Origin of the sequence: Mesorhizobium qingshengii (assembly GCF_900103325.1) — a bacterium.
GTDB classification, from domain to species: Bacteria; Pseudomonadota; Alphaproteobacteria; order Rhizobiales; family Rhizobiaceae; genus Mesorhizobium; species Mesorhizobium qingshengii.
Window position 1 is genome coordinate 149,737 of sequence record NZ_FMXM01000004.1, and the last position, 23,468, is coordinate 173,204.

Annotated in this window: 27 protein-coding genes; 12 read left to right on the forward strand and 15 right to left on the reverse strand. The window is 63.4% G+C overall.

All coding sequences use genetic code 11. From position 1 onward, the window contains the following. Positions 1–7: 7 nt before the first annotated feature. Entirely contained in the window at positions 8–1,024 is a 1,017-nt protein-coding gene (locus BLS48_RS07515; RefSeq protein ID WP_091576438.1) for a polyprenyl synthetase family protein, read from the reverse strand. 205 nt (positions 1,025–1,229) lie between these two features. Here BLS48_RS07515 and BLS48_RS07520 point away from each other — a divergent pair, with 205 nt between their 5' ends. The 7 genes from BLS48_RS07520 to BLS48_RS07555 all read left to right on the forward strand — a co-directional run bounded on the left by BLS48_RS07520 (position 1,230) and on the right by BLS48_RS07555 (position 5,552). Further along, positions 1,230–1,454: a putative signal transducing protein gene (locus BLS48_RS07520; RefSeq protein WP_091576439.1), complete on the forward strand. Its 225-nt coding sequence runs from the start codon at positions 1,230–1,232 to the stop codon at positions 1,452–1,454. Then, on the forward strand, positions 1,454–2,254 hold the full coding sequence (locus BLS48_RS07525) for a tRNA1(Val) (adenine(37)-N6)-methyltransferase (RefSeq protein WP_091576441.1): 801 nt from the start codon (positions 1,454–1,456) through the stop codon (positions 2,252–2,254). Before BLS48_RS07520 ends, BLS48_RS07525 begins: the two co-directional genes overlap by 1 nt. Before the next feature lie 79 nt (positions 2,255–2,333). Then, complete coding sequence (locus BLS48_RS07530) at positions 2,334–3,194, forward strand: S49 family peptidase (protein WP_091576443.1); 861 nt, start codon at positions 2,334–2,336, stop codon at positions 3,192–3,194. A 140-nt stretch (positions 3,195–3,334) separates the two neighbouring features. Beyond that, positions 3,335–3,520: a membrane protein gene (locus BLS48_RS07540; RefSeq protein WP_013896713.1), complete on the forward strand. Its 186-nt coding sequence runs from the start codon at positions 3,335–3,337 to the stop codon at positions 3,518–3,520. Positions 3,521–3,546: 26 nt separating this feature from the next. Further along, positions 3,547–4,446 carry a 4-(cytidine 5'-diphospho)-2-C-methyl-D-erythritol kinase gene (locus BLS48_RS07545; protein WP_091576444.1) on the forward strand — a complete coding sequence of 300 codons (900 nt, stop codon included), beginning with the start codon at positions 3,547–3,549 and terminating at the stop codon, positions 4,444–4,446. Next, complete coding sequence (gene moaB, locus BLS48_RS07550; protein WP_091576446.1) at positions 4,433–4,987, forward strand: molybdenum cofactor biosynthesis protein B; 555 nt, start codon at positions 4,433–4,435, stop codon at positions 4,985–4,987. Before BLS48_RS07545 ends, moaB begins: the two co-directional genes overlap by 14 nt. Positions 4,988–5,129: 142 nt before the next feature. Beyond that, positions 5,130–5,552 (forward strand): GFA family protein, encoded by a 423-nt coding sequence (locus tag BLS48_RS07555; RefSeq protein ID WP_091576447.1) that lies wholly within the window; start codon positions 5,130–5,132, stop codon positions 5,550–5,552. A gap of 7 nt (positions 5,553–5,559) precedes the next feature. Here BLS48_RS07555 and BLS48_RS07560 read toward each other — a convergent pair whose 3' ends face one another. Together BLS48_RS07560 and BLS48_RS07565 are read right to left on the reverse strand one after the other, a co-directional pair. Next, positions 5,560–6,534 carry a hypothetical protein gene (locus BLS48_RS07560; RefSeq protein ID WP_091576879.1) on the reverse strand — a complete coding sequence of 325 codons (975 nt, stop codon included), beginning with the start codon at positions 6,532–6,534 and terminating at the stop codon, positions 5,560–5,562. A gap of 140 nt (positions 6,535–6,674) precedes the next feature. Continuing rightward, positions 6,675–7,202, reverse strand: a complete 528-nt coding sequence (locus BLS48_RS07565) for a glycosyltransferase (protein ID WP_091576881.1) — start codon at positions 7,200–7,202, stop codon at positions 6,675–6,677. Positions 7,203–7,352: 150 nt separating this feature from the next. Here BLS48_RS07565 and BLS48_RS07570 point away from each other — a divergent pair, with 150 nt between their 5' ends. After that, the gene (locus BLS48_RS07570) at positions 7,353–8,507 is read left to right on the forward strand and encodes a PA0069 family radical SAM protein (protein ID WP_143019402.1); all 1,155 of its coding nucleotides are present in this window, start codon (positions 7,353–7,355) and stop codon (positions 8,505–8,507) included. Positions 8,508–8,659: 152 nt separating this feature from the next. After that, positions 8,660–9,355, forward strand: a complete 696-nt coding sequence (locus BLS48_RS07575; RefSeq protein WP_091576450.1) for a ribonuclease HII — start codon at positions 8,660–8,662, stop codon at positions 9,353–9,355. Positions 9,356–9,479: 124 nt separating this feature from the next. Here BLS48_RS07575 and BLS48_RS07580 read toward each other — a convergent pair whose 3' ends face one another. The 7 genes from BLS48_RS07580 to BLS48_RS07610 all read right to left on the reverse strand — a co-directional run bounded on the left by BLS48_RS07580 (position 9,480) and on the right by BLS48_RS07610 (position 15,092). Beyond that, on the reverse strand, positions 9,480–9,971 hold the full coding sequence (locus tag BLS48_RS07580; protein WP_091576452.1) for a F0F1 ATP synthase subunit B: 492 nt from the start codon (positions 9,969–9,971) through the stop codon (positions 9,480–9,482). Between the two features lie 10 nt (positions 9,972–9,981). Further along, on the reverse strand, positions 9,982–10,581 hold the full coding sequence (locus tag BLS48_RS07585; RefSeq protein ID WP_091576453.1) for a F0F1 ATP synthase subunit B: 600 nt from the start codon (positions 10,579–10,581) through the stop codon (positions 9,982–9,984). Between the two features lie 78 nt (positions 10,582–10,659). Beyond that, complete coding sequence (locus tag BLS48_RS07590; protein ID WP_006206606.1) at positions 10,660–10,884, reverse strand: F0F1 ATP synthase subunit C; 225 nt, start codon at positions 10,882–10,884, stop codon at positions 10,660–10,662. Between the two features lie 69 nt (positions 10,885–10,953). Then, positions 10,954–11,712 carry a F0F1 ATP synthase subunit A gene (locus BLS48_RS07595; RefSeq protein WP_091576882.1) on the reverse strand — a complete coding sequence of 253 codons (759 nt, stop codon included), beginning with the start codon at positions 11,710–11,712 and terminating at the stop codon, positions 10,954–10,956. 85 nt (positions 11,713–11,797) lie between these two features. Further along, positions 11,798–12,205 carry an AtpZ/AtpI family protein gene (locus BLS48_RS07600; RefSeq protein WP_091576455.1) on the reverse strand — a complete coding sequence of 136 codons (408 nt, stop codon included), beginning with the start codon at positions 12,203–12,205 and terminating at the stop codon, positions 11,798–11,800. A gap of 255 nt (positions 12,206–12,460) precedes the next feature. After that, on the reverse strand, positions 12,461–13,645 hold the full coding sequence (locus BLS48_RS07605) for a cell wall hydrolase (RefSeq protein WP_091576457.1): 1,185 nt from the start codon (positions 13,643–13,645) through the stop codon (positions 12,461–12,463). 148 nt (positions 13,646–13,793) lie between these two features. After that, positions 13,794–15,092: an MFS transporter gene (locus BLS48_RS07610; protein ID WP_091576459.1), complete on the reverse strand. Its 1,299-nt coding sequence runs from the start codon at positions 15,090–15,092 to the stop codon at positions 13,794–13,796. Positions 15,093–15,213: 121 nt separating this feature from the next. Between BLS48_RS07610 and BLS48_RS07615 the strand changes: the two genes are divergently transcribed. Beyond that, positions 15,214–16,137: a LysR substrate-binding domain-containing protein gene (locus tag BLS48_RS07615; protein ID WP_091576884.1), complete on the forward strand. Its 924-nt coding sequence runs from the start codon at positions 15,214–15,216 to the stop codon at positions 16,135–16,137. A gap of 28 nt (positions 16,138–16,165) precedes the next feature. Here BLS48_RS07615 and der read toward each other — a convergent pair whose 3' ends face one another. Together der and BLS48_RS07625 are read right to left on the reverse strand one after the other, a co-directional pair. Then, the gene (gene der / locus BLS48_RS07620; RefSeq protein WP_091576461.1) at positions 16,166–17,605 is read right to left on the reverse strand and encodes a ribosome biogenesis GTPase Der; all 1,440 of its coding nucleotides are present in this window, start codon (positions 17,603–17,605) and stop codon (positions 16,166–16,168) included. Further along, positions 17,602–18,267, reverse strand: a complete 666-nt coding sequence (locus BLS48_RS07625; protein ID WP_091576462.1) for a tetratricopeptide repeat protein — start codon at positions 18,265–18,267, stop codon at positions 17,602–17,604. The genes der and BLS48_RS07625 overlap by 4 nt, the downstream gene beginning before the upstream one ends. Before the next feature lie 197 nt (positions 18,268–18,464). Between BLS48_RS07625 and BLS48_RS07630 the strand changes: the two genes are divergently transcribed. After that, entirely contained in the window at positions 18,465–19,472 is a 1,008-nt protein-coding gene (locus BLS48_RS07630) for a polysaccharide deacetylase family protein (RefSeq protein WP_091576464.1), read from the forward strand. Positions 19,473–19,511: 39 nt separating this feature from the next. Here BLS48_RS07630 and sbmA read toward each other — a convergent pair whose 3' ends face one another. The 3 genes from sbmA to BLS48_RS07645 all read right to left on the reverse strand — a co-directional run bounded on the left by sbmA (position 19,512) and on the right by BLS48_RS07645 (position 22,384). Continuing rightward, positions 19,512–20,771: a peptide antibiotic transporter SbmA gene (gene sbmA, locus BLS48_RS07635; RefSeq protein ID WP_091576466.1), complete on the reverse strand. Its 1,260-nt coding sequence runs from the start codon at positions 20,769–20,771 to the stop codon at positions 19,512–19,514. Positions 20,772–20,883: 112 nt separating this feature from the next. After that, a complete protein-coding gene (locus tag BLS48_RS07640; protein ID WP_091576467.1) occupies positions 20,884–22,041 on the reverse strand; it encodes a YbfB/YjiJ family MFS transporter in 1,158 nt (385 codons plus the stop codon). Positions 22,042–22,159: 118 nt separating this feature from the next. Further along, positions 22,160–22,384 (reverse strand): hypothetical protein, encoded by a 225-nt coding sequence (locus BLS48_RS07645; RefSeq protein ID WP_091576469.1) that lies wholly within the window; start codon positions 22,382–22,384, stop codon positions 22,160–22,162. 97 nt (positions 22,385–22,481) lie between these two features. On the opposite strand from BLS48_RS07645, the gene BLS48_RS07650 reads away from it, so the two are divergent. Continuing rightward, entirely contained in the window at positions 22,482–23,396 is a 915-nt protein-coding gene (locus tag BLS48_RS07650) for a LysR substrate-binding domain-containing protein (RefSeq protein ID WP_091576471.1), read from the forward strand. The last annotated feature ends 72 nt before the right edge of the window (positions 23,397–23,468 follow it).

Here is a 23,468-nt window from a genome sequence, read left to right on the forward strand (position 1 = left end):
GCGCTTCTCAGTTCACCCGGCTGATGCAGAAATCGATGACGTCGATCAGCGCCGATTTCTGCGGCGTCGCTTCCAGCGGCGCCAGCGCGTCGCGGGCGATCTCGCCGAAATGGCGGGCGCGCCCGATCGTGTCTGCAATCGCGCCGTGGCGGGTCATCAGGCCGATCGCCTTTTCCAGGCCGGCGTCGTCGACGACATTGTCCTCGATGGCGCGCTTCCAGAAGGTGCGCTCGGCCTTGGTGCCGCGCCGATAGGCGAGAATGACCGGCAAGGTCACCTTGCCCTCGCGGAAATCGTCGCCGACATTCTTGCCCAGATCCTTGCTGGTGCCGCCATAGTCCAACGCATCGTCGATCAGCTGGAAGGCAAGACCGAGATTCATGCCGTAGGAGCGCAGTGCCGCGCGGTCGTTGCGGGTCGCCTGGGCAATGACGGGGCCGACCTCGGCGGCAGCGGAAAACAGCGCCGCGGTCTTGGCCTTGATGACCGCGAAATGTTCATCCTCGGTGGTCTCGAGGTTCTTGGCGGCGGCAAGCTGCATCACCTCGCCCTCGGCGATGATCGAGGCGGCGCTCGACAGAATGTCGAGCGCTTCGAGCGAGCCGACATCGACCATCATGCGGAAGGCCTGGCCTAGCAGGAAATCCCCGACCAGGACGCTCGCCTGGTTGCCCCAGATCATGCGGGCGGTTTTCTTGCCGCGCCGCATGCCGCTCTCGTCGACGACATCATCGTGCAGCAAAGTCGCGGTGTGCATGAACTCGACAGAGGTGGCGAGCTTGACGTGGCCCTCGCCCACATAGCCGAACATCTGCGCCGCAGCGAGCGTCAGCATCGGCCGCAGCCGCTTGCCGCCAGACGAGATCAGATGGTTGGCAACCTCTGGAATCATCTCGACATCGGAGCCGGCCTTGGACAGGATCAATTCATTGACGCGCCCCATATCGGCCGCCGTCAGATCGATCAGATCCTTGATGGAGGCGGGCTCCCGCTTCCCGTTTTCGATGTTGAGAACGACACCCACGACAATCACTCCCGTCTTGGTATAACGCGTGCGACGGCACCCTTAGTCCCGACAGGACTCTAGGGCGGCAGACACCGCCACGGCAAGTGGCGAATTGGCGCGGCGGCAACGACAGCGTGTCAACCGACGCCGAAGGGGGGCTCTGCTTTGCCACGGAAATCCCCTGCCCGTTTACATCAATAGCGCAAGCTGCGAGTTTCATACGATGATAGAGCTCATCCGCACCAACGACGCCGTCATCATATCCTTTGTCGAATCGCTGATGCGCGATGCCGGCATCGGTTGCTTCGTCGCCGACCAGAACATGAGCGTGCTCGACGGCTCGCTCGGCATCCTGCCGCGACGCATCATGGTCGACGCCGACCAGGCCGACGCCGCACGGCGCATTCTGACCGACGCCGGCATCGCCAACGAGATCCGCGGAAAATAATGTCCGCCGCGCCAGCCGCCCTTGCCCCGGACACGCCGGCCCACACGGTCGACGCCTTCCATCGCGGCCGCTTCTGGCTCGTGCAGCCCAAGCATGGCGGCCATCGCGCCGGCATGGACGCGATGATGCTGGCGGCGTCCGTGCCATCCTCGTTTGGTGGACGTCTCGCCGATTTCGGCGCCGGAGCCGGGGCCGCCGGCCTGGCGGTGCTGTCGCGCTGCCCGGCCGCCGAGGCCGTGCTTGTCGAACGCGCGCCGGAAATGGCGGCCTTCGCGGCTGCCACCCTTGCGCACCCCGGCAACGCCCATCTCAGCGATCGCGCGTCCGTTCTCATCGCCGATGTCACGGTGTCGGGCCGGGCTCGGGCGGCGGCCGGCCTCGGCGACAACGACTTCGACTTCGTCATCATGAACCCGCCCTTCAACGCCGCACGCGACCGGGCCACGCCCGATCGCCTGAGAAAGGAAGCGCATGTCATGGAGGACGGGCTGTTCGAGAGCTGGATCCGAAGTGCCGCGGCGGTGGTCAGGCCGCGCGGCGGGCTTGCCGTCATTGCGCGGCCCGAACAGCTCGGCTCCATTCTCGACGCCCTCGCTAGCCGTTTCGGCGATGCCGAGCTGCTCGCCGTGCATCCTCGCCCCGACGCGGCGGCGATCCGCATCGTCGTGCGGGCAACGCTCGGAGCGCGTGGAAAACTCGCCATCCGCCCTCCGCTGATGCTTCATGCCCAATCGGGCCACGGCCCTGACGAGCGCAGCGAAATGATCACCAACGGTCTCGCCTCGCTGTTCGGAGACTGAGCTATTCTTGCCCCCCACATTGCCGTTGGCTGGGGAATCCCTACATGCCTGCAACCTACCGACCGGAGACCGCGCCATCGTGAAACGTCTTTTCAACCGCCTGCTGCCGAAATCCTGGCGCTCCACCGTCGTCACCATTCCGGTCATCCGGCTGCACGGGACGATCATGACGGGCGGCCAGTTCCGGCAGAACCTGTCGCTGGCCTCCACAGCCGGCCTCATCGAGAAGGCATTTTCCTTCGACGCGCCGGCGGTTGCCGTCTCTATCAACTCGCCGGGAGGTTCGCCGGTGCAGTCGCGGCTGATCTTCAAGCGTATCCGCGACCTGGCGACGGAAAAGAACAAAAAGGTGCTGGTCTTCGTTGAGGACGTCGCGGCATCGGGCGGTTACATGATCGCGGCCGCCGGCGACGAGATTTTCGCCGATCCGTCGTCGATCGTCGGTTCGATCGGCGTGGTTTCGGCCTCGTTCGGTTTCCCGGAACTGATGAAGAAGATCGGTGTCGAGCGCCGTGTCCACACCGCCGGCCAGAACAAGGCCGTGCTCGATCCGTTCAAGCCTGAGAAGAAGGAAGACGTCGAGCGTCTGAAGGCGCTGCAGCTCGAGGTGCACGACACGTTCATCGATCTCGTCAAGGAGCGGCGCGGCGCGAAGCTGAAAGACGATCCGGACCTGTTCACCGGCCTGTTCTGGACCGGCAAGAAAGGCCTTGAGCTCGGTCTCGTCGATGCGCTCGGTGACATGCGCACCGTGCTGAAAACCCGTTTCGGGTCGAAAACCCAGCTCAGGCTGATCACGGCGCCGCGCGGTTTCCTCAGCCGCTTTGGTCTGTTTGGCTCTAGCAATGGCTTTTCGGCGCCCGATATTGCCGCGGCTGCAGCCAGCGGCGTCATCGATGCGGCGGAAGAGCGCGCGCTGTGGGCTCGCTTCGGGCTTTGAAAACCGGGCAAAACCGTCTAGCATGAGTGCTTGAAGTCTTATGCATGTCGTTTTCCCAAAATCGGATCCACTTTTGGGCGACATGCATCAACCGACCCGACCGGCCGCCTTTGCCGGCCCAGCGTGGGAGGAGTTTTGACATGCCGCAGATCATTTTCTTCACCGTCGTTGGCGTCGCCGCCTATTTCGGCTACCGCACCTTCGTGCGAGAAGCCGAACGCGTGACGGCCAAGGTGCGACGCACCGAGAAGCAGGCGGCGAACGGCGCGATGGGAACGCTGGTGAAGGATCCGAAGACCGGCGAATACCGGCTGGCCAAGGACTGAGCATCATCCCGCAAACATCAGACGTAGTGGACACTGACATCGGTGTGCGCACTTGGTCCGCGCATGCCAAGATCAATCTTGCCCTGCACGTCACAGGCAGGCGCCCGGACGGTTATCATCTGATCGAGAGTCTGGCGGTATTCACGCGTTTTGGCGACCGGGTCGAGATCGCGCTTGCCGACAGCGATGATTTCACCGTGTCCGGCCGCTACGCGCCAACGGTTCCTCTCGACGCCAGCAATCTGGTGCTCAAGGCCCGCGATGCCCTGCGCAGGGCGGCCGGACCGCAGAGAACCCCACCGGTCGCCATCAGGCTCGAAAAGAACCTGCCGGTTGCCTCCGGCGTCGGCGGCGGCTCGAGCGACGCGGCAGCAGTGCTGCGCGGGCTGGCGGAGACCTGGGCCCTGGACCTCGATGGCGTCGAACTGGCGCGGATCGGCCTCTCGCTTGGCGCCGACGTGCCGATGTGCCTGGCGGCAAAGCCGCTGGTCGCGCGCGGCATTGGCGACGAGCTGTCGATGGTACCGGATTTTTCAACACTGGGGCTGGTGCTGGTCAATCCAGGCACGCCGGTCTCGACGGCCGAAATATTCAACGCGCTGTCGAAGCGCGACAATGAAGGCCTGCCGCCCCTACCGCGCATCATCGATTTTCACAGCCTGCGCAACTGGCTGGAGGTCACCCGCAACGATCTCGAGCCGGCAGCCCTTGCGATACAGCCCGCCATAGGCAGGGCGCTTTCATGGCTGAACAAGGCTGGATCGGGTTTTTCTCGCATGTCCGGGTCGGGCGCGACATGCTTCGGCCTTTTCGAGACCGGCAATGTCGCCAAGCGCGCCGCCGCCGAGATCCGCACCCGCCAGCCCGACTGGTTCGTCGCGGCGACGCGCAGCATTGCATCGGAGGGAGCTGATGGCCAGAATTGACGAGAGCCGTTCCTTCATTCCCGTGCGCATCGCGGTGCTGACCGTGTCGGACACACGCGGCCTTGCCGACGACAAATCCGGCCAGGTGCTGGTCGATCGCATCAGTGAAGCCGGCCATATGCTTGCCGCACGCGATATCGTCACCGATGACCGCGAAAGAATCCGCGACAAGGTGCTCGGCTGGTCGAAAGACAAGACCATCGATGTCGTGATCACCACTGGCGGTACCGGGTTCACCGGGCGCGACGTGACGCCGGAAGCGCTGGAGCCGATCTTCGAAAAGCGCATGGATGGCTTTTCGGAAGTGTTCCACCGCATCTCCTACGACAAGATCGGTACCTCAACGATCCAGAGCCGGGCCACCGGCGGCGTCGTCAACGCAACTTTCGTCTTCGTGCTGCCGGGCTCGCCCGGCGCCTGCAAGGACGCCTGGGACGGCATCCTGAAGGCACAGCTCGATTACCGGCACATGCCGTGCAACTTCGTCGAGATCATGCCGCGCCTCGACGAGCATCTGCGGCGCGGAAAATCGACTCCGTAAAAGCCGAGGCAAAGTGCCGGTTTCGCGTCGCGTTTGCCGGGCAGAACGGCACCGGCGCCTTCGAAACGCCATTCCACACCGGATCCCGGAAAAGTATCTTGCCCTGAAGGCGATCATCGCCGTTCACGACAAGGCAGATACGATGACCATGCATACTGGCGGATGCCATTGCGGCAACATACGCCTTGGATTTTCAACCGGGCTCGACCCATCGCAGATCGAAGTTCGCGCCTGCCAATGCTCGTTCTGTGTCAAACATGGTTCGCGCGCCGTTGCCGACCCGGACGGCAGGCTGATCATCTCGGTTAAGGACGAAACGCGATTGCACAGATACCGGTTTGGGCTGAGAACGGCCGACTACCTGCTCTGCCGGGAGTGCGGCGTCTATGTCGCCGCGATCACCGCAGACGATAACGCCAGGGCGATCGTCATTGTCAACGCGCTGGACGACCAGGGACGGTTCAGTCAGCGACCGATCCCCGTGGATTTCGATGCGGAAGGCAAAGCGCAGCGACAAGCCAGGCGCCGCGCGCGCTGGATGCCTGTCGAGGTGAGCTTCGAATAGTTCTCTTTCAGCGGATGACAGGTTCCCCATGAAACCGTCGGCGCGACGGCGGCGATACGCCGAAGCCGACTTCCATCATCAGCCGCGGCGTGCGCGCCGGCACTGTACCCATGTGAAAACCGAACGGGTCCTCGACGAAGCCGAGGCCCGCTTCGCCGGTCAGCGTCACCGGGCTCTGCTCGCCATAGACATCCAGAACCTCCTGCGCGGGATGGCCAACCAGCAAGGTGAGTTGATGCTTGAGGGCGCGGCGTTTGTGGCTGCCCCGGACATAGACATGCGGACCCGTGTCAGCGTCGACGGGCTTGAGATAGAAGAAGAATTTCAGCATGCGCCAATCGTCGAGGTCGAAATGGTACTTGCCTAGCGAGGCAAGGTTCTTGTCGGCGTCCGAGGCCTCGCCGGTCGGAAAGCTCCACCAGACGCGCGTCGTGATCAGTTTTGCCTGGCCGCCGAGATAATGCGCGGCGATGTCGAGAAGCAGCGGATCGCGCTGGATGGCGAGCGCTGCACCGCAGTCGAGTGTGCGTTCGAAATAATGGCCGCTGAGCAGCGAGCGGCCAAAGCGCTTCTCGGCCTCGGCATGTTCACCCGGCATGAATTCGAGACGACGATCGAAATTACCGAAACAAGGCGTGCGCCGCGCGAAATCAGCGATCTCTCCATGGATCGCCGGCGGCAGGACCAGGCCTGAAAACAGCCCGTCGGAGCGCAGCGCTTCGACGACCGCGGCGCGCTCGATGCCGGCGAACATCGTATCCCCGGCATTGTCGGCCGAACGGGCGCGCTTTGCGCCCAGCCAGTGCATCCGGCGCCCGGGCATGGTTCGGGCCAAAACGAACATCGGCAGCCAGGCTGGGTTTTCGCGCAGATCCGTCAAATAGGTCGGAATGCGCACGGCGATGCGGCGCAGCAGGGTGCCATTGCGCGCGATTGCCTCGAGACTGGCAGTGCCGGATTTGTCTGACGTCGAAAGGTTCATCGGATCCTCGGCTATGAGAGCGGCGCCGATACGCATCGGCGCTCAGCACTCGGCATGACCCAAACCCAATTCACCCAACTGGAAGCTAATCCCGCGTCAGATTTTGTGCAATGCACAATGGAGAGACCAACTGCAAAAAATCACTTCGGGGTGCGGCGCTCTTGCCTCGGCGGCGCCACCCAGATCTCGGCGTCGAGCCGCTTTGTCGCGCGGCCCCGCGCGATGGCCTCGGCGCTGCCGGAACTCTTCGCCGCGGCCGCGGCCTGCTGCTTGCCGATCACCAATCCGTCGGCCAAAGCGCGGTTTCCCGAAAAGACCCGGGCCAGGAATGGCACGCGGCTGCCGCGCGCCCGCGAGAATCGCGCCGCCATGGTTTGCCTGGCCGTGTGGGCGACGACCTCGTCGATCCAGCCCTCCACCAGCCGCGCACCAGGCTCCAGCAGCAGCAGCCATTCACCCTTGGCTTGCCGAATGCCCGCAACAACACCACCGCTCGCGACATAGTGGCAGCCGGCATGCTCGGCGACACGATGCGTCTGGTCGGTCGAACCCGTGTCGCAGACGATGACTTCGCGCACCACGCCCTCGACCGCGCCGCCGATCAGCGAGGCGAGCGTGCGGGCCAGAGCCTCCTCGTCATTTCGGGTTTCTATGAGAACGCTGAGCATCATTAGCCGAATAGCGGAAAGCGGCGCACAGCGCCAGTTCTTGCGCCGCACCATAAAAAGTTCTTGCTTTGTTCTTATCGGCGAAATAGGAATAATTTCATGACCCGAGCGATTCGACACAACATGGACAGTCCCTGGGAGCGGGCGAAAATGGAACAGATCGTGCGCGCAGACATTGCAGCTTTCGGGGCAGGACGAGCCGAGATGGCCAATGCAATGATCGAGCAGAGCGGCATGCGTGTCCGTCCGGACCGCAATCGCGGGAGGTCGGCGGGCATCAATCCTTCCGGGCGATTCGAGCCGGTCAGCCGGCACGTCTTCGATGACGGCTGGAATTCGCTGGAGGAACTGCCGCCCTTCAAGACCGAAGTGCAGGTCGAGAAGCCGCGCACCATCATCACCCGCAACGAATCGCCCGACATTTCCTTCGACCGTTCCATCAACCCCTATCGCGGCTGCGAGCACGGCTGCGTCTATTGCTTTGCCCGACCGACGCACAGTTTCATGGGCCTGTCGCCGGGTCTCGATTTCGAATCCAAGCTGTTTGCCAAGCCGGATGCGGCGCGCTTGCTCGACAAGGAGCTGTCGAAGGACGGCTATCAGCCGCGCACCATCGCCATCGGCACCAACACCGACCCCTACCAGCCGATCGAGAAGCAGTACCGGATCATGCGCGAGATCCTCGAGGTGCTGGAAGCACGCGGCCATCCAGTCGGCATCGTCACCAAGTCCGCCTTGGTGACGCGCGACATCGATATTCTTTCGCGCATGGCCGAGCGCGGGCTGGCCAAGGTGGCGCTGTCGGTGACGACGCTCGACCGCATGCTGGCCAGAACGATGGAGCCACGCGCATCGACGCCGACCAAGCGGCTGGAGGCAATCCGGCAGCTTTCGGATGCTGGCATTCCGGCTTCGGTGATGGTGGCGCCGATCATCCCCGGCCTGACCGACCAGGAGATGGAACGCATCCTTGATTCGGCACGCGCGGCCGGCGCGCGAGAGGCGGGTTATGTCATCCTGCGCCTACCGCTGGAGGTGAGCCCGATCTTCAAGGACTGGCTGCTGCGCCACTATCCCGACCGCTACCGCCACGTGATGTCGCTGATCCGTTCGATGCGTGATGGCAAGGATTACGATTCGGAATGGGGCAAGCGCATGAAGGGTGCCGGTCCCTATGCCTGGCAGATCGGCCGGCGTTTCGAGATCACCGCCAAGCGGCTCGGCCTCAACGTCGAACGGCGTGCGCTTCGGACCGACCAGTTCGTTTCCGCCGGAAAGGACCAGCTGCAGCTGACGCTGCTTTGAGAGTTCAATTCACTGCGGTGGTTTGATCTGTCGCGGCACAAGAATCCCGTCCGGCCTGCCCCGGCCTGCAGACGGTGCCCTCCCGGTCCGGCGCCCCACCCGACCCGGAGGGACTTGCGGAGAATCGGAGCCGATGCGAACCTCGCCGCAACATGGCTCGCGCGCGATCCGATTCTCCGCTTCTCTTCGAAATCGTAGAGAAGCCCGATTTCTCCTTCGAGACGAAGGCGATGGCCGACGGTCTGTGGCCGGTGGCCGGGATGGATGAGGCCGGCCGCGGCCCCCTGGCTGGGCCAGTGGTCGCCGCGGCGGTGGTGCTCGACCCCGCCAACATTCCAGACGGGCTCGACGATTCCAAGCGCCTTAGCCACTTGCAGCGCGAGGCGCTGTTCCTGCGAATTCTTGGTTCCGCGCTGGGCGTTTCGATGGCGTCCATCAGCGCCGAGGGCATCGACGGTAGCAACATCCTCAAGGCCAGCCTGGAGGCCATGCGCCGTGCGCTGGTCGGCCTGCCTGTTCAGCCGAAGCTCGCGCTCGCCGACGGGCGCGACGTGCCGCCAGGCCTGCCTTGCGCGGGTCGGGCGCTGATCAAGGGCGACCAGCGTTCGCAATCGATCGCCGCCGCCTCTATCGTCGCCAAGGTGATGCGTGACAGAATGATGTGCGGTTGCGGCAACCACCACGATCGCTATGGGTTCGAGGTTCACATGGGCTACGCCACGGTCCGCCACCGCACGGCGATCGAGGCGCATGGGCCTGTCGCACGGCTGCACCGCGTGTCCTTCGCGCCGTTCAGGCTGGGCGGCGTTGAGGTGGCGGAAGAGGAGAGCCTGGCCGGACTTGATTGAATTAAAGGATTGGCGAAACCGCTGAGCGGGTAATCTCCTTCCTCGAGAGGGAGATCATTTCCGCAACAACAAAAAAAGCCGCCAGGTTTCCCAGGCGGCTTCGATCCTTGCTTGAACAACAGGCTCAGTTCAGCTTCGACTTCACGTCCGCAAGCGACGCCTTGAAGAGGTCGGCGCCGGCCTTGGCGTCGATCTTGCCGGCAAGCAGGGTACGCGCAGCCTCGACAGCGATGTCGACGGCGCTGGCGCGGACTTCAGCGATCGCGTCACGCTCCGCCTGACCGATCTTCTGCTCGGCAAGGGCTGTACGCCGGGCAACATAATCCTCAGTTTTCTTGTGCGCATCCGCGGCAAGCATGTCGGCCTCGCGTTTGGCAGCCGCGACGATGTCGGCGGCCTCCTGCTCGGCTTCCTTGCGCTTGCGCTGATACTGGCCAAGCAGTTGCTGAGCCTCCTCGCGCAGCCGGCGTGCTTCATCAAGCTCGTTGCTGATCCTGGCGGCGCGGGCGTCGAGCGCCTTTGCGATCAGGCCAGGCACCTTGATGTAGACGGCAACGCCCAGGAAGATGACGAGGGCTACCGTTGCCCAAAGCGTTGCGAGAGATGTGGCGTCCATGATGCGCTCCTCACCCGGCCACGGATTTGACCGCGGCCGCGATCTCGGCCTTGCTGGCCTTGCCGCCGACCAGTGCCTCGACGATCGCCGAAGCGGTGTCCTCGGCGATGGTGCCGACTTCCTTCATGGCATTGGCCTTGATGGAAGCGATGCGCGCCTCGGCCTCGCCAAGCTTCTGGTCAAGCGCTGCCTCGACCTTCTTGCGTGCGGTCTCGGCTTCGGCCTTGGCCGCATCGCTGGCCTGCTGGCCGATCGCGTTGGCATTGGTCTTGGCTTCCGCCAGTTCCTGCTCGTAGGCAGCAACAGCGGCGTCGGCCTCGCCCTTCAACTTGGCTGCCTGGTCGAGATCCTGCGTGATTCGATCGTTACGGACATCGATGATGCCCCCGACACGCGGCATCACCACCCGCTTCAGGAAGAGATAGAACAGCCCGAAAGTGATCGCCAGCCACAGAAGCTGCGACGGGAACGTCGCAGGATCGAATGGCGGAAACGTGCCGTGCGCTTCAGCAGGCACGCTGGTGCCGGAATGCGCGTCGCCTCCCGTCGCAGCGTGGCTGGTATCGGCGGCAGGCGCGGACTCTTGCGCGAAGGCAGATGTCACGAACATGGACTATCCCCGAAATTCAAGCCCGCCGCTTTCGCGGCTGGCCTGTCCAATCTTCCCATGGCTTAGCCAAAGAGGGGCTCAGCCGAACAGGGCAAGAAGCGCGATGAGAAGCGAGAAGATGCCCAGAGCTTCGGTCACGGCGAAGCCGAAGATCAGACGGCCGAACTGGCCATCAGCAGCCGACGGGTTGCGCAGAGCGCCCGCGAGGTAGCTGCCGAAGATGTTGCCGAGGCCAATGCCCGCGCCACCCATGCCCAGGCAAGCGATGCCGGCGCCGATGTACTTTGCTGCTTCTGCGTCCATTTGTTCAACTCCTTTGGATCTAAAATTCCGTTGCGATTCCATCCGGCGCCAATGCCGGAAACTCTTAGATTAATGCCCGGGATGCAGGGCGTCGTTGAGATACATACAGGTCAAGACGGCAAAGACGTAGGCCTGCAGGAAGGCGACCAGCAATTCCAGAGCGGTCAGCGCCACCGCCATTGCCAGCGGCAGGACCGAGCCCGCCACGCCAACCGCCCCCAGCGCGCTCAGGCTGACGACGAACCCTGAGAACACCTTCAGCGTGATGTGGCCGGCGAGCATGTTGGCGAAAAGACGAACCGAGAGGCTGACCGGGCGCGACACGAAGGAGATCACCTCGATCAGCACCACCAGCGGCAGCAGGAACACCGGCACGCCATGCGGCACGAACAGTTTCAGGAAACCGAGGCCATGCTTCATGAAGCCGTAGACGACCACGGTTCCGATCACCAGGGCGGCGAGGCCGAAGGTGACGATGATGTGGCTGGTGACGGTGAAGAAATACGGGAACAGGCCAAGCAGGTTGGCGACCAGCACGAACATGAACAGCGAGAACACGAACGGGAAGAACTTCATGCCTTGCGTGCCGGCGGCATCGCGCAACATGTTGCCGACGAACTCATAGGCCATTTCGGAGATCGACTGAAGCCGGCCGGGAACAAGGCTGCGGCTCGACGTCGTCAGAAACAGAAATGCCGCCGCGACAACCACGGTGGCGACCATGAACAGCGCCGAATTGGTGAACGACAGGTCATAGCCGCCGATCTCGATCGGTATCAGCTTGTTGATATGGAACTGGTGGATCGGATCGACCTTGTCAGCTGCCACGTTCAAACCCCGTCAATGCCGCGTACGGCCAAATTACCATTGCCGCATAAAGGGCGGCTATTTCCAAATGCCGCCTGAAGGGCGGTCATTTTCCATCGTCCCGGTCAGAACGCGACTTATCGCTCTGTCCGAATTCGGCCACAACGCCCGCGGAACGCATGACATTGAGCACGCCGGCGCCAAAGCCAAGCAGCAGGAACACGATCAGACCCCATGGCGAGATCCCCGCCAGACGGTCGATCATCCAGCCGATGCCGGCGCCCACCACCACCCCGGCGATAAATTCGCTGGAGAGTTTGACCGCCTGGCCATAACCGGCCGCACTGCCCGCTTTCGCGTCGTCTTTCCCCTCGAGCCGGTTCGGCAGCCTTGTCGCAAGCGATGCTTCAAGTTCACGCCGGCGGCGCTCAAGATCGTCGTCGCGGATGTCGGGTTCATGCTGCTTGCCGCGGCCGGTTTCTCCGGTTCCGTCTGGCCTGCTTTTATCGGCCATCGCAACCCCCCTGCCCGGTCAGACCGTCACCGTCCGTCCGCTTCTAAAGTCGCCGGCAACATAGTTAGAGGGTTTGCGCCCGTCAAGCCACGGGCGGAAGTTCATCGCCATGTATTTTAGGCAATAAAATCAGATATTTAGAAAGGTGCGACATCGTGCCCGCCGCGATGGCGGGGATGCATGGCACGAATCCCCCAGGCAATGGCTCCTTGATCGACCGCGCACCACGCGAAAAGATCAGCGACTGTTCGGTGCTCAGCTCCAGCCGCCGCCATAGGTCCGGTAGAAGATATGCAGGCCGATCTTTGTCATCTTCTGCATCGTGCGTGCCCAGCCGGGATGGACATATTGGGCGTAGTAGTGGGTCGACGAGCCGACCTCGGGGATGAAGATCTTGCCGGCGGTGACGGCCATGGCGATATCCTGAGCGGTCTTGTAGGCGGCCGGGCTGTCGATGCGCTTCTTCCTGCCGTCACAGGCGAAGGAGAACTGGCAACGGTTGAACCAGCTGTCGTTCTGGTAGACGACGCCGCAGATCGAATTCGGATAGGCCGGGTTGCGGACGCGATTGAGGATGACCTGGGCAACGGCGGCCTGGCCGCGCACGGATTCGCTCCTCGCCTCGAAATAGATGCCGTTGGCAAGACATGCCTGTTCCGGCTTGGAGAAGACGCTTGCCGGAAGCGGGTTCTGTATCCACGAATGGTCGCCTTTGGCCATCGGCGGAATGAAGCGGCCGTCATTCGGCTTGTCGTCCTGCAGCAGGGCCTCGAAGGGCGACGCCTTGGCGTAGTCCGGCTCGGCCTGCGCATAGGCGGTCGCCAGCACATCCGGATGGTCATTGTTGACCAGGGCTGCAAGCATGGCCGGCACGCCGGGATCCGACTTCTTGTCCTCACGCGCATGGAACGCCGCGGCGATCTGGATTTCCTTGCCTTTGATCTGCGGTTTGGCGAAGGCCATCTTGAGGCCGCTGTCCATGCTGGGGCGCAGCAAGGAGGAGGTGCGCTCGAAGATCGACCCGGCGTTGAAGTTCTTGGGCGGTGCGACGGGAGACATCTGGACGATGCGGCCCTTCTTGTCGGCGCGCACGACGCGGTCCTCGTCGGGAGTCCCACTGACCTTGCCGCCCTTGCCGCGAAACGACACATTGCCGACGCCGGCCAGATGGATACCCGATCCGGAGATGGAGCCGGTGACATCGGAATCGACAAAGGGCATTTCAGCGGAATGGGTCGAGCCGGCAACGGATTTCTCGACATAGGAATTCCAGCGCGTGCTCGACGCTTCGAGGCCGGAAACAAGGCTGGTCATGTCCTGGTAGGCGGCGACGGTCGGGAAGCCGATCCAGATGCCGAGACCGATGACGAGCTGAGGCAGAAAGCCGCGTTTTCTCTCACCGGCGGCGGCGACCAGCCGCTTCAACACACGTCGATGCACGGAACACTCTCCAGGAACGCTACTGACCCCACTGGAGAGCAAAATGATGCATTAACCTTGATGGGACGTTAACGGAATCGATCGGGTTTTCTTAGTCGACTGTAGGTGGTGATTTCGAAGTCGGGCGGTTTTGCGGCTGGCACGTCCCTCAGGCCGGCCGCAGGAAGATCGGCCAGGCGATCAGCGCGCAGATGGCTGCCGACAGCCAGACGCCGGGCCATGAGCAGAGGTGCAGAAGCCCCGGAATGGCCACCGGCACGAGGAAGAAGCCGACGAAAACGAAGCTGTTGGCAAGGCTGAGCGCGGTTCCGACATGGCCGGTGCCGGCAAGCGTGGCAAGCTCGGTGTAGGCGACGCCGTGCCAGGAAGAGACCGAGATGCCTGCGACAACCAGGAGCACAGGTAGGATCGCCACCAGGAAGAACGCGCTGCCTGACATGGCGGGAGCGGCCAGAACCAGCAGCCAAAGCACCACGAAGGCAAGCGCGCTGATCGCACTGCAAGACCGAAGAAACTGGCGGCGGTTGCCATGGCGGTCGGTGAAGCGGCCGCTCCAGACGCGCATGACCACGGCGCCGACCTGCACGGCGGCGAGGCTGGCACTGGTCGCCGCCGTTCCCACCCCAACGAAGTCGTGCAGGAACACCGATGCGAAGGTGAGCACCGCCACCTGTGGAAAACAGAGCAGGCCGATGGCGGTGGCGATACGCCAGACCTCGATGTTGCGCAGCGGCGGCGGCCCGGCCACAACCGCCGAGCCGAACTGGCCCTCGCCCTGCATCGGCGGCTCATGCAGCCAGCGCCAGGCGAACAGGGCGGACAGAGCCGATGCCGCCGCCAGGAGCCCGAACACCGCGGCAAAGCCGCAAGCCAGGGCAAGCGACGGCAGAACAAGCGCGCCGAGGCCGCCGCCAAGCGGCACGGCTGTTTGCCGGATGCTCATGGCGAAGCCGCGTTCGCTTTCTCGAAACCAGGCCATGATGGCGCGGCCGCTTGAACCGTTGACGCTGCCCCCCAGCAATCCCGTGAGGAGCAGGCTGGCCGACAGGAGCGTGACGTTGGGAATACTGGTCCTCGTCGGGACGACGAGCATCGCCATGACGAAGAGCCAGGCCGCCGTCGCGCCGAGCCCGATCAAAAGCACGCGGCGATCGCCCCAGCGGTCGGTAAGCAAGCCCCAGGGCAGTTCACTGAGCGCAACCCCCAACCCGAGAACGCCGAGCGCCATGCCGAGCTCGGCATTGCCCAGGTGATAGCCCTGGCGAAGCACGACCGCCGTTGCTGGTATGCCGGAAAAAGTGGCCGAGAAACTGGCGTTCGCGGCAACGCCTATGCCCAGAACCTTCCAGCGATGTCCGGGGCTGAACACCTTCTCGGCAGGGCTGGCAGGACCACCTTTCCGGAGCTCAGTTGGCTGTCGGTCGGTGCAATCGATGATGGCGGACATGATTATTTTCCTGTGGTGGACCAGCGGTCTGGACCTTGACGGCGTCTCTCTATCGCCATAAATCCGTCCCTAAAATCAGGAAATTTTGTACCTACTATTCTGAAAAATGGGACGTTTTCTGATGCGACGTGTGACATTCGATCTCGACGTTCTCCGCAGTTTCGTCACCGGCATGGAGCTCGGCAGTTTTGCCAAGGCCGCCGACCGGCTCGGCCGATCGACCTCGGCGGTCAGCGCCAAGTTGAAGAAACTCGAAGAACAGGCGGCGACGCCGATCTTCCGCAAATCAGGACGCGGACTCGCCTTGACGGAGGCGGGAGAGACCATGCTCGGCTATGCGCGCCGGCTGCTCGAATTGAATGACGAGGCCGCGGCGGCCCTTCATGACGTCGAACTGGAAGGCTGGGTACGGCTCGGGCTGCAGGAGGATTTCGGCGAGGCGGTGCTGCCTGACGTGCTCGGCCGCTTTGCCCGCGCCCACCCCAAAGTCAAGATCGAGGCCAGGATCGCCCGCAGCTACGAGCTCGCCGAACGCGTCACCTCAGGCAATCTCGATATCGCGCTCGCCTGGCACAGCGGCGAGACGCTGCCTTACAGTCGGCACGTCGCCGATGTGCAGATGCGCTGGATCGGTCCGGCAAAGCGCATCGAGACCAGCCTGCGCGACGGCGAGCCACTGCCGCTGGTGGCGCTCGAAGCGCCATGCCTTTTGCGCACGGTGGCGACAGAGACGCTCGACCGCGCCGGGCTGCCCTGGCGGATGGCCTTCTCCAGCCCTAGCCTTGGCGGCATCTGGGCGGCGGTCGCCGCGGGACTGGGGCTGACGATCCGCACCGACATCGGCCTGCCGGCCAGCGTCAGCGCAATGACGCCTGAGATCGCCGGGCTGCCGGCATTGCCAAAAATGGCGCTGTTCATGCATCGCAAGGACGCCGAACTCGAGCCGGTGGCGGCACGCCTTGCCGACATATTGCTGGAAGCGGCGCGGCAGACGCTGCCCAAAAATGCCTGGGCTAACGACAACGGTCTGCGTAACGTGGCGTGATCATTTAGCGCCAGTCGGGCGCCAACACTCAGCTACGTTTCTTTGCCCTGCCGGCGAACGGATTGTCGGAGGTGCGCAGCGCGATGCGGATCGGCACGCCCGGCATGTCGAAGGCTTCGCGCAGGCTGTTCGAGAGATAGCGGACATAGGATTGCGGCATCGCGTCGGGCCGCGAGCACTGGACAACGAAACCCGGCGGCCGCGTCTTGGCCTGGGTGACATACTTGACCTTCAGCCGGCGGCCGGCGACGGCGGGCGGCGGATGATGCGCCAGGATGCCTTCCAGCCAGCGGTTGAGCTTGCCGGTCGAGACGCGGCTGTTCCACACCTTGTGGGTCCTCAGCACCGCATCCATCAGCTTGTCGAGGCCACGCCCGGTCTCGGCCGAGACGGGCACGGCCTGGAGGCCGCGCACCTGCGGCAGCAGCCGCTCGGTCTTCTCGCGCAGTTCCGCCAAAAGCTCCTGCGGGTTGTCGATCAGGTCCCATTTATTGAAGGCGATTACCGGCGCCCGTCCCTCGCGGATGATCAGGTCGGCGATCTGCAGGTCCTGCTTCTCGAAGGGAATGGTGGCATCGAGCACGATGATGACGATCTCGGCAAAGCGGATGGCGCGCAAGCCGTCCTGCACCGACATTACTTCCAGTTTCTCGTGAATCCTGGCCTTGCGGCGCATGCCGGCGGTATCGAACAGTTTCAGGCGGCGGCCGTGCCAGTCCCAGTCGACCGAGATCGAATCCCGGGTGATGCCGGCTTCCGGTCCGGTCAGCAGCCGCTCCTCGCCGATCAGCGCATTGATGAGCGTCGACTTGCCGGCGTTCGGGCGACCGACGACGGCGATGCGCATCGGCTTGGTGTCGTCGTAGGTGTGCACATCCTCGGCGTCCGGATCGGCGATGTCCTCGCCTATCAGCACCTCGCCGGTGGAGATCTCTTCGTCTTCGCCATCCTCGTCTTCGCCGAAGGCACGCGCCTCGCCGAGCGCGCCGATCACGGCATCGCGCAAATCGGGCATGCCCTGGCCATGCTCGGCCGAGACCGGGATCGGCTCACCGAGGCCAAGTTCCCAGGCCTCGAGCATGCCGCCCTGGGCGCCCTTCGCCTCGGCCTTGTTGGCGACCAGCACGACCGGCTTGCCGGACTTGCGCACGATCTCGGCGAACGTCTTGTCATCGGGCATCAGGCCGGATTTGGCATCGACCGTGAAGAAGATCAGGTCGGCCTCGCGGATGGCGATCTCGGTCTGCGCGCGCATCCGGCCGGGCAAGGTCGAGGCGCCGGCGTCCTCGAAGCCCGCGGTGTCGATGACGTCGAAATGCAGGTCGTAGAGCTTGGCGGCATGGACACGGCGATCGCGGGTCACGCCCGGCGTGTCGTCGACAAGCGCCAGCTTCCTTCCCACCAGACGATTGAAAAGAGTCGATTTGCCGACGTTAGGTCTGCCTATGATGGCGACTTTGAAGGTCACGACGCATTGCCCGAGCCGCGGATCAGCTCAGACATCAGCGTTGCCCGCTCGCGGGTGTTGCGCGGGGCGCCGTCATCGGCGGCGATCTGGTCGAACAGCTTCAGCGCGTCCTGGGTCTTGCCTTCCTTCCAGGCGGCAAGGCCGAGCGCCTCGCGCGCCGTGTGGCGCAGCGTGTTGGTATCCGATGTGAGTGCCTCGACGCGGCTGGAGACGTCGGCGAAGGAGCCATGGTCGACGAGCAGGAGTGCTGCCCGCAGCCGTGCCATGTCGCGGATGCCCTGGGGAATGGCGGTGTCGGCGGCGACATCGTCGAAATCCTTGACGGCGGCGGCGACGTCGCCCTTGTCAGCCTTGACGGTCGCGGCGCGCATGCGGGCGAGCAGCGGATAGGCGCCGTAGCCATCCTTCTCCAGTTGATCAAGGGCGGCCAGCGCTTCGTCGTTCTTGCCGTCATTGGCAAGCTTCAGCGCCTGCGAGAACGCATCCCCCGAGCGGTTGGCGCGCGTCTCGTCCCAATAGCGATAGCCGACGAAGGCGGCGGTGCCGAGCACCACGAGGATCGCAAGGCCAAGCAAGGCCGGACCGAAACGGTCCCACAGCGCTTGCGCCTGGTCGCGACGCATCTCGTCGTTGACTTCACGGATAAAACTGTCGTCGGACATCAATCAAAACCATTCCTGCCCCGGGCCGGGGCGGTTCATGAGCCCGCGTTTTAGCGAAATTTTGTCGGCATGGAAGGGGTTCGGCAGGAAAATCGGCTTATCCCAAGACAAGTGACCACAAATGAACGACCGTACCCACGCCACATTTGCCCGATAGCCGGCTTCCAGACATTTTCCCGAGCCCAGATCGATTGCCTATGCTTCGTCCGTTCCGCGTTGTTGCGTTCTCCCTGGCCTCGCTCGCCAGCGTCGGCACGGCCTTGGCCGATCCGCCAGCGCCCCCAATGCCAGCGAGGCCCAAGCAGGTCGTCATCATCTCGTTCGACAGCGCCCGCGACATTTCGCAGTGGAAACGCAGCCGGGCGCTGGCGCAGCGTACCGGCGCGCATTTCACCTATTTCCTGTCCTGCGTGTTCCTGCTTTCGCCGGAAACCCGCAACCAGTACACCGCGCCGGGCAAAACCGTCGGCAAATCCAACATCGGCGTTGCCGCGTCCAGGCAGGAAGTCGCCGAGCGGCTCGAGCAGATCGGGCTCGCCGCCTCGGAAGGTCACGACATCGCCAGTCATGGCTGCGGCCATTTCGACGGCAAGGACTGGAGCAAGGCCGACTGGCTGAGCGAGTTCGCCTCGTTCGAACACATTCTCGAGAACGCCTACGCGATCAACGACATCGCGCCCGAACCCAAGGGCTGGCGAGATTTCGCGCGGCAGGCGGTGGCCGGTTTTCGCGCGCCATACCTGTCGGCAAACAAGGCGCTCTACGAGGCGCTGCCGGCTGCCGGCTATCAATTCGACGCCAGCGGCGTCTCGCAGGGCCCTGCCCGGCCGTCGACCGTCGGCAGCATCACCCGCTTTTCCCTCCCACAGATCTCGGAAGGACCGAAATCAAGGCCGGTGATCGCCATGGACTACAATCTTTATGTGCGCCATTCCGGCGGCTTCGAGCGGCCAAGCAAGGCAGATGCGTTCGCGAACCGAGCCTATGACGCCTTTCGCGCCGCTTTCGACAAGGAATATGCGGGCAAGCGTATTCCGCTGGAACTCGGCTTCCACTTCACGCTGATGAATGACGGCGCCTATTGGAACGCGCTGGAGCGCTTTGCCGGTGAGGTATGCGTCAGGGCCGACGTCGAGTGCATAAGCTTTCGCGACTATGTTTCGCGCCAGGATGCTGGCCAGAGACAGGTCTCGATTGGCGGCTGAGCCGCCAATCCGGTTCGATTTCCAAAACCTCGGTCTTTATCAGGCCGGATCCTCGGCGCTCTGCCTTGCCAGGTAGCGCTGGTCGATATCCGGCAGCGGCTCCCCTTGCAGCGTCGCTTCGAAGGCGCGCAGGCGTTTGTGAACCGACTGAAGTTCCACGATCGTCGACCAGGAGGTGAGCAGAAACTGCAGCGAACCCGTCACCTTGCCGAACGCGTTCGAGATCTGGTTCAGCGCGCCGAAAGTGATCTTGTGCGCTACCAGCGAGGGACCCAGGATCAGCAGCGAGAAGATGTTGTCGGCCTGCAGGTAGGTGTAACGGACAACGTTGAAATAGATGTAGTGGAAATAGAGCCTGAAATAGTTGTGACGAACATTCGCGAACAGCTCGGCGGTGGTGGCTGGCTGTGCCCTGTCCGCGTGATCCTCGCCGTAGACCAGTTCCTTGCGATAGGCGGCTTCGACACGCTGGTTGCGGAACTGCAGCCCGGGAAGTTTCAGGCCGGCAATCATGACCGAAATCGTTCCGAACAGACACCAGGCCAGTGCTGCGACAACCAATGGCTGCGGGATCGCCCCGATGATCGGCAACTCGGTGATATGGGCCTGCAACTGGATCATGACCGGCAGGAATGCGATCAAGGTCATGATCGACTGGACAAAACTGGAGCCGAGATCCTCCATGATCTGCGAAAAACGCATAGTGTCTTCCTGGATGCGCTGCGAGGCGCCCTCGATATGACGCAGCCTGCCCCAGTTCTCGACGAAGTAATTGTTCATCGCCGTGCGCCAGCGGAAGATCCAGTGGCTGACGATGAAGGCATTGACGACCTGCACGTTCATGCCGACCAACGCGAGCCACGAAAAGTCGGCCAATCCGATGTAAAACTCTCCGTTGGTCGATTTTCCAGTCCCCGACATCAGCCCCTGTACATAGTCGAAGAAAGGCCCGTACCAGGCGTTGACGGCGACACTGACCTGCACATTGAAATAGATGAAGAACAGGATGACCGCCGTCATCAGGATCGACCAGCGCTGCCATGGATGCGGAGAGTACCAGCTCCAGAACGCATAGAAGACGGCCACGCAAAACACGAAGTAGAGATAGAACCAGAGAAACGGCTTCGATACGAGCACGGCAATGCCGATGATGGGCGGCGCGTCGGCGGCGGCCGGCGGCAGCCCGATCAGGGCGCCCAACTGCTCGCCGCCGAAAAACCAGAACAGGATTGCCGCAAGGCTCCAGATGGCGGCCGAAGAGAAGAACAGCTTCGGCTGCGGGAAGAAGGATACGAACACTGTGGCGAATTCCTCGATCGATGCGCAAATCAGCGGGGTTGGCGGGCATAAAGTCACACATTAGGTGGAAAGCAAATGCCTGCCCGATGCCCGGTGCCGAGCAAGACCACAATCATGGCGATTTTGGCGCAGCCGACCATGTGATGGCGCCGGAAACGACAAGAGCGCCGGCCGCGACAATCGAGGCGAGGAAGAAGTCACCGGACATCTGCGCGAGCAGCCCGGCGGCGATCGGGCCGATAATCTGGCCAAGCCCGAATGAGGCCGTCATCACGGCAAAGATCCGGCGTGGTGCCATTGGCGCCAGCTGCCGTGCGGCCTGCAGACCAAGCGCGGTGATGGCAATGAAGGTGCCGCCGAGCAGAAGGCCACCAAGCAGCGGCCCGGTGCGTCCGCCGATGGCGACGCTTGCCGTGACCCCGGCAACTTCGATGAAACATGCCAGCGCATAGGCGACATAGAGTCCGATCCGCGCTGTGATTTTCTGCCAGAGCCAGGTCGAGGGAAATCCGGCAAGGCCGGCGACCATCCACACAACAGCCTCGAAGACGCGGCTACCGCCGCCTTGCCGGACGATGGCGACCAGGAATGTTGCCGTCACTACGTAGCCAAAGCCAAACAGACCGTAGGCGACAATGATCTCCAGCAGCGATCGATCTTTCGGCAGAGCCGGCTCACGCCCGGCTTCGCCATTGGCGAGCGGGCCCTCATCCGCCAACAGCGCCACGACCACAAAGCCGCAAGCCGAAATCGCCGCCGACCACAGCCAGCCTGCCGCCCAGCCGGCATGTTCGGTGACCAGGACAGCCATCATCGCCGCGGATACCGCGATGCCGAGGCCAACGCCGCCGAAGTGCCAGGCCTGCAAGTCGCCGCGACCGGCGGCGATATGGCTGAAAACGATGCTGGCCATGAACACCATGACAAAGGCACTGGCCAGACCGGCCAGAAAGCGGATGACGAGAAAGGCGACCATCGCGTCGGTCAGCCCCATCAGCGCGGCGAGGACAGTGCTGGCGCCGAGACCCGCCAGCATAAGCAGGCGTTCGCGCCCATGCGCCCAGCCGCCCGCCGCCGCCAGCGCGCCGACGAGATAGCCGAGATAGTTGGCGGAGGCGATCCATCCGGCATCGGCCGGCGACAAATGGAGCTCTTCCATCATTCCGGGCAGGATCGGGGTATAGACGAAGCGGCCGATGCCCATGGCGACGGCCAGGGCAATCATGCCGGCGAAAGCGTAGCGCAGCGCTGTCGAGGTGGGCGATATCATTGCAGCGCACAATAAGTGCGCGAGCCGGTGAAACAATCCGCCTTTTGTTGGGCCAGTACAACCGCGAGGCGGCGCGATCGCCTCGACTTTTCCTTAAGTAGGAGGGCGTGGCGTCCGCTCAGCAGCGTCCACCGGAACCGGCGCGCAATGAAGCCGTCTCGTGGGCGGTCCGCCGCGCCGTCAGCCTGAACGGCACATCACCAAGTTCGCGCTCCGACATGGTGCTCAGCACGGGGTGCGAAAGCGGATCGGACAGCCATCCCTGCGTCTCGCTTTCACGGCACGGCTCATACGGCGTATTCGCGGCGAACAAGACCTTCAGCGACGACAACATCCTCAGCATTTCCGGCTCCGCGGGCCTGCATCCTCGTCGATAAAGTCTGCCGTTTCGATATGTCTTTCAATTGAGATTTCGGCCGGATCAGTTTAGAAAAACTCAAATGGCCATGCTCAATCGCGTCCATCTCAACGGCCTTCGCGCCGTCGAAACCGTTGCCCGTCTCGGCTCGCTTGCGGCAGCGGCCAACGAGCTCGCCGTTTCCGTCAGCGCCGTCAGCCAGCAGATCAGCCGCACCGAAAAGCAGCTCGGCCAGGCGCTGTTCGAGCGGACGGCGAGCGGTCTCGTGCTGACCGAATTCGGCGCCGTCTTCGCGGCCCGCCTCGGCGCGGGGTTTCGCGAGCTTGCCCAGGCCGTGGCGCTGGCCGACGAGGCGACGCAATGCACATTGGTGGTTTCGGTTGCGCCGGCCTTTGCCTCGAAATGGCTGCTGCCCAGGCTGTCGCGTCACTTCGCGCGGCATCCCAACGTGCTCCTGCGCATCGACGCTTCGGTGCGGCTGGCCGATCTCGATCACTCCGACATCGACATCGCCATCCGGCTTGGCGACGGCAAATGGCCGGGCGGACGGGCGGAACTGCTTTTGGCGCAGGAAGTCTTCCCCGTTTGCGCACCGGTGATCGCCAGGAAACTGAAATCGATCGAGGACCTTGCCCAGACCTGCGCGATCACCGACGAGCGGGCGATGATCAACTGGGAAAGCTGGTTCGAGGCGGCTGGTGTCCCACCGGTCACCTTCCTGAAGGGCGCGCGTTTCACCGACCCGATGCTTTGCCTGGAATCGGCGATTGCCGGCCATGGCGTGATGCTGGGCTGGCAATTGCTCACCGCGGATGCACTGGCAGACGGGCGGCTCGTGGCGCCTTTCGGAATCCGCGCTCAGAGTGGGCTCGGCTACTGGCTGGTCACCTCCGCCACCAAGAGCGAAAGCCGCAAGGTCAGGGATTTCAAGATCTGGGTCCGCGAGGAGATCGAGGCGACGATGGCGCAGTTCAGGTCGCTTGAAAGCGCGGCCTAGGTCTGGACCAGCGCAATCGCGGTGGAAAGGATGCGGACTGCGGTCTATGTAAGACCAGATCAAAACATTACG

Excerpts from the sequence above, each read along its gene's own strand:
- BLS48_RS07590 (WP_006206606.1), bottom strand. The coding sequence starts at position 10,884 with ATGGACGCAGAAGCAGCAAAGTACATCGGCGCCGGCATCGCTTGCCTG.
- BLS48_RS07560 (WP_091576879.1), bottom strand. The coding sequence starts at position 6,534 with ATGAACCTTTCGACGTCAGACAAATCCGGCACTGCCAGTCTCGAGGCA.
- BLS48_RS07610 (WP_091576459.1), bottom strand. The coding sequence starts at position 15,092 with ATGTCCGCCATCATCGATTGCACCGACCGACAGCCAACTGAGCTCCGG.
- BLS48_RS07600 (WP_091576455.1), bottom strand. The coding sequence starts at position 12,205 with ATGGCCGATAAAAGCAGGCCAGACGGAACCGGAGAAACCGGCCGCGGC.
- BLS48_RS07580 (WP_091576452.1), bottom strand. The coding sequence starts at position 9,971 with ATGGACGCCACATCTCTCGCAACGCTTTGGGCAACGGTAGCCCTCGTC.
- BLS48_RS07555 (WP_091576447.1), top strand. The coding sequence starts at position 5,130 with ATGACCATGCATACTGGCGGATGCCATTGCGGCAACATACGCCTTGGA.
- BLS48_RS07575 (WP_091576450.1), top strand. The coding sequence starts at position 8,660 with ATGGCTCGCGCGCGATCCGATTCTCCGCTTCTCTTCGAAATCGTAGAG.
- BLS48_RS07585 (WP_091576453.1), bottom strand. The coding sequence starts at position 10,581 with ATGTTCGTGACATCTGCCTTCGCGCAAGAGTCCGCGCCTGCCGCCGAT.
- BLS48_RS07570 (WP_143019402.1), top strand. The coding sequence starts at position 7,353 with ATGGAACAGATCGTGCGCGCAGACATTGCAGCTTTCGGGGCAGGACGA.
- BLS48_RS07630 (WP_091576464.1), top strand. The coding sequence starts at position 18,465 with ATGCTTCGTCCGTTCCGCGTTGTTGCGTTCTCCCTGGCCTCGCTCGCC.
- BLS48_RS07650 (WP_091576471.1), top strand. The coding sequence starts at position 22,482 with ATGGCCATGCTCAATCGCGTCCATCTCAACGGCCTTCGCGCCGTCGAA.
- BLS48_RS07565 (WP_091576881.1), bottom strand. The coding sequence starts at position 7,202 with ATGCTCAGCGTTCTCATAGAAACCCGAAATGACGAGGAGGCTCTGGCC.
- BLS48_RS07640 (WP_091576467.1), bottom strand. The coding sequence starts at position 22,041 with ATGATATCGCCCACCTCGACAGCGCTGCGCTACGCTTTCGCCGGCATG.
- BLS48_RS07525 (WP_091576441.1), top strand. The coding sequence starts at position 1,454 with ATGTCCGCCGCGCCAGCCGCCCTTGCCCCGGACACGCCGGCCCACACG.
- moaB (WP_091576446.1), top strand. The coding sequence starts at position 4,433 with ATGGCCAGAATTGACGAGAGCCGTTCCTTCATTCCCGTGCGCATCGCG.
- BLS48_RS07645 (WP_091576469.1), bottom strand. The coding sequence starts at position 22,384 with ATGCTGAGGATGTTGTCGTCGCTGAAGGTCTTGTTCGCCGCGAATACG.
- BLS48_RS07520 (WP_091576439.1), top strand. The coding sequence starts at position 1,230 with ATGATAGAGCTCATCCGCACCAACGACGCCGTCATCATATCCTTTGTC.
- BLS48_RS07625 (WP_091576462.1), bottom strand. The coding sequence starts at position 18,267 with ATGTCCGACGACAGTTTTATCCGTGAAGTCAACGACGAGATGCGTCGC.
- BLS48_RS07540 (WP_013896713.1), top strand. The coding sequence starts at position 3,335 with ATGCCGCAGATCATTTTCTTCACCGTCGTTGGCGTCGCCGCCTATTTC.
- BLS48_RS07615 (WP_091576884.1), top strand. The coding sequence starts at position 15,214 with ATGCGACGTGTGACATTCGATCTCGACGTTCTCCGCAGTTTCGTCACC.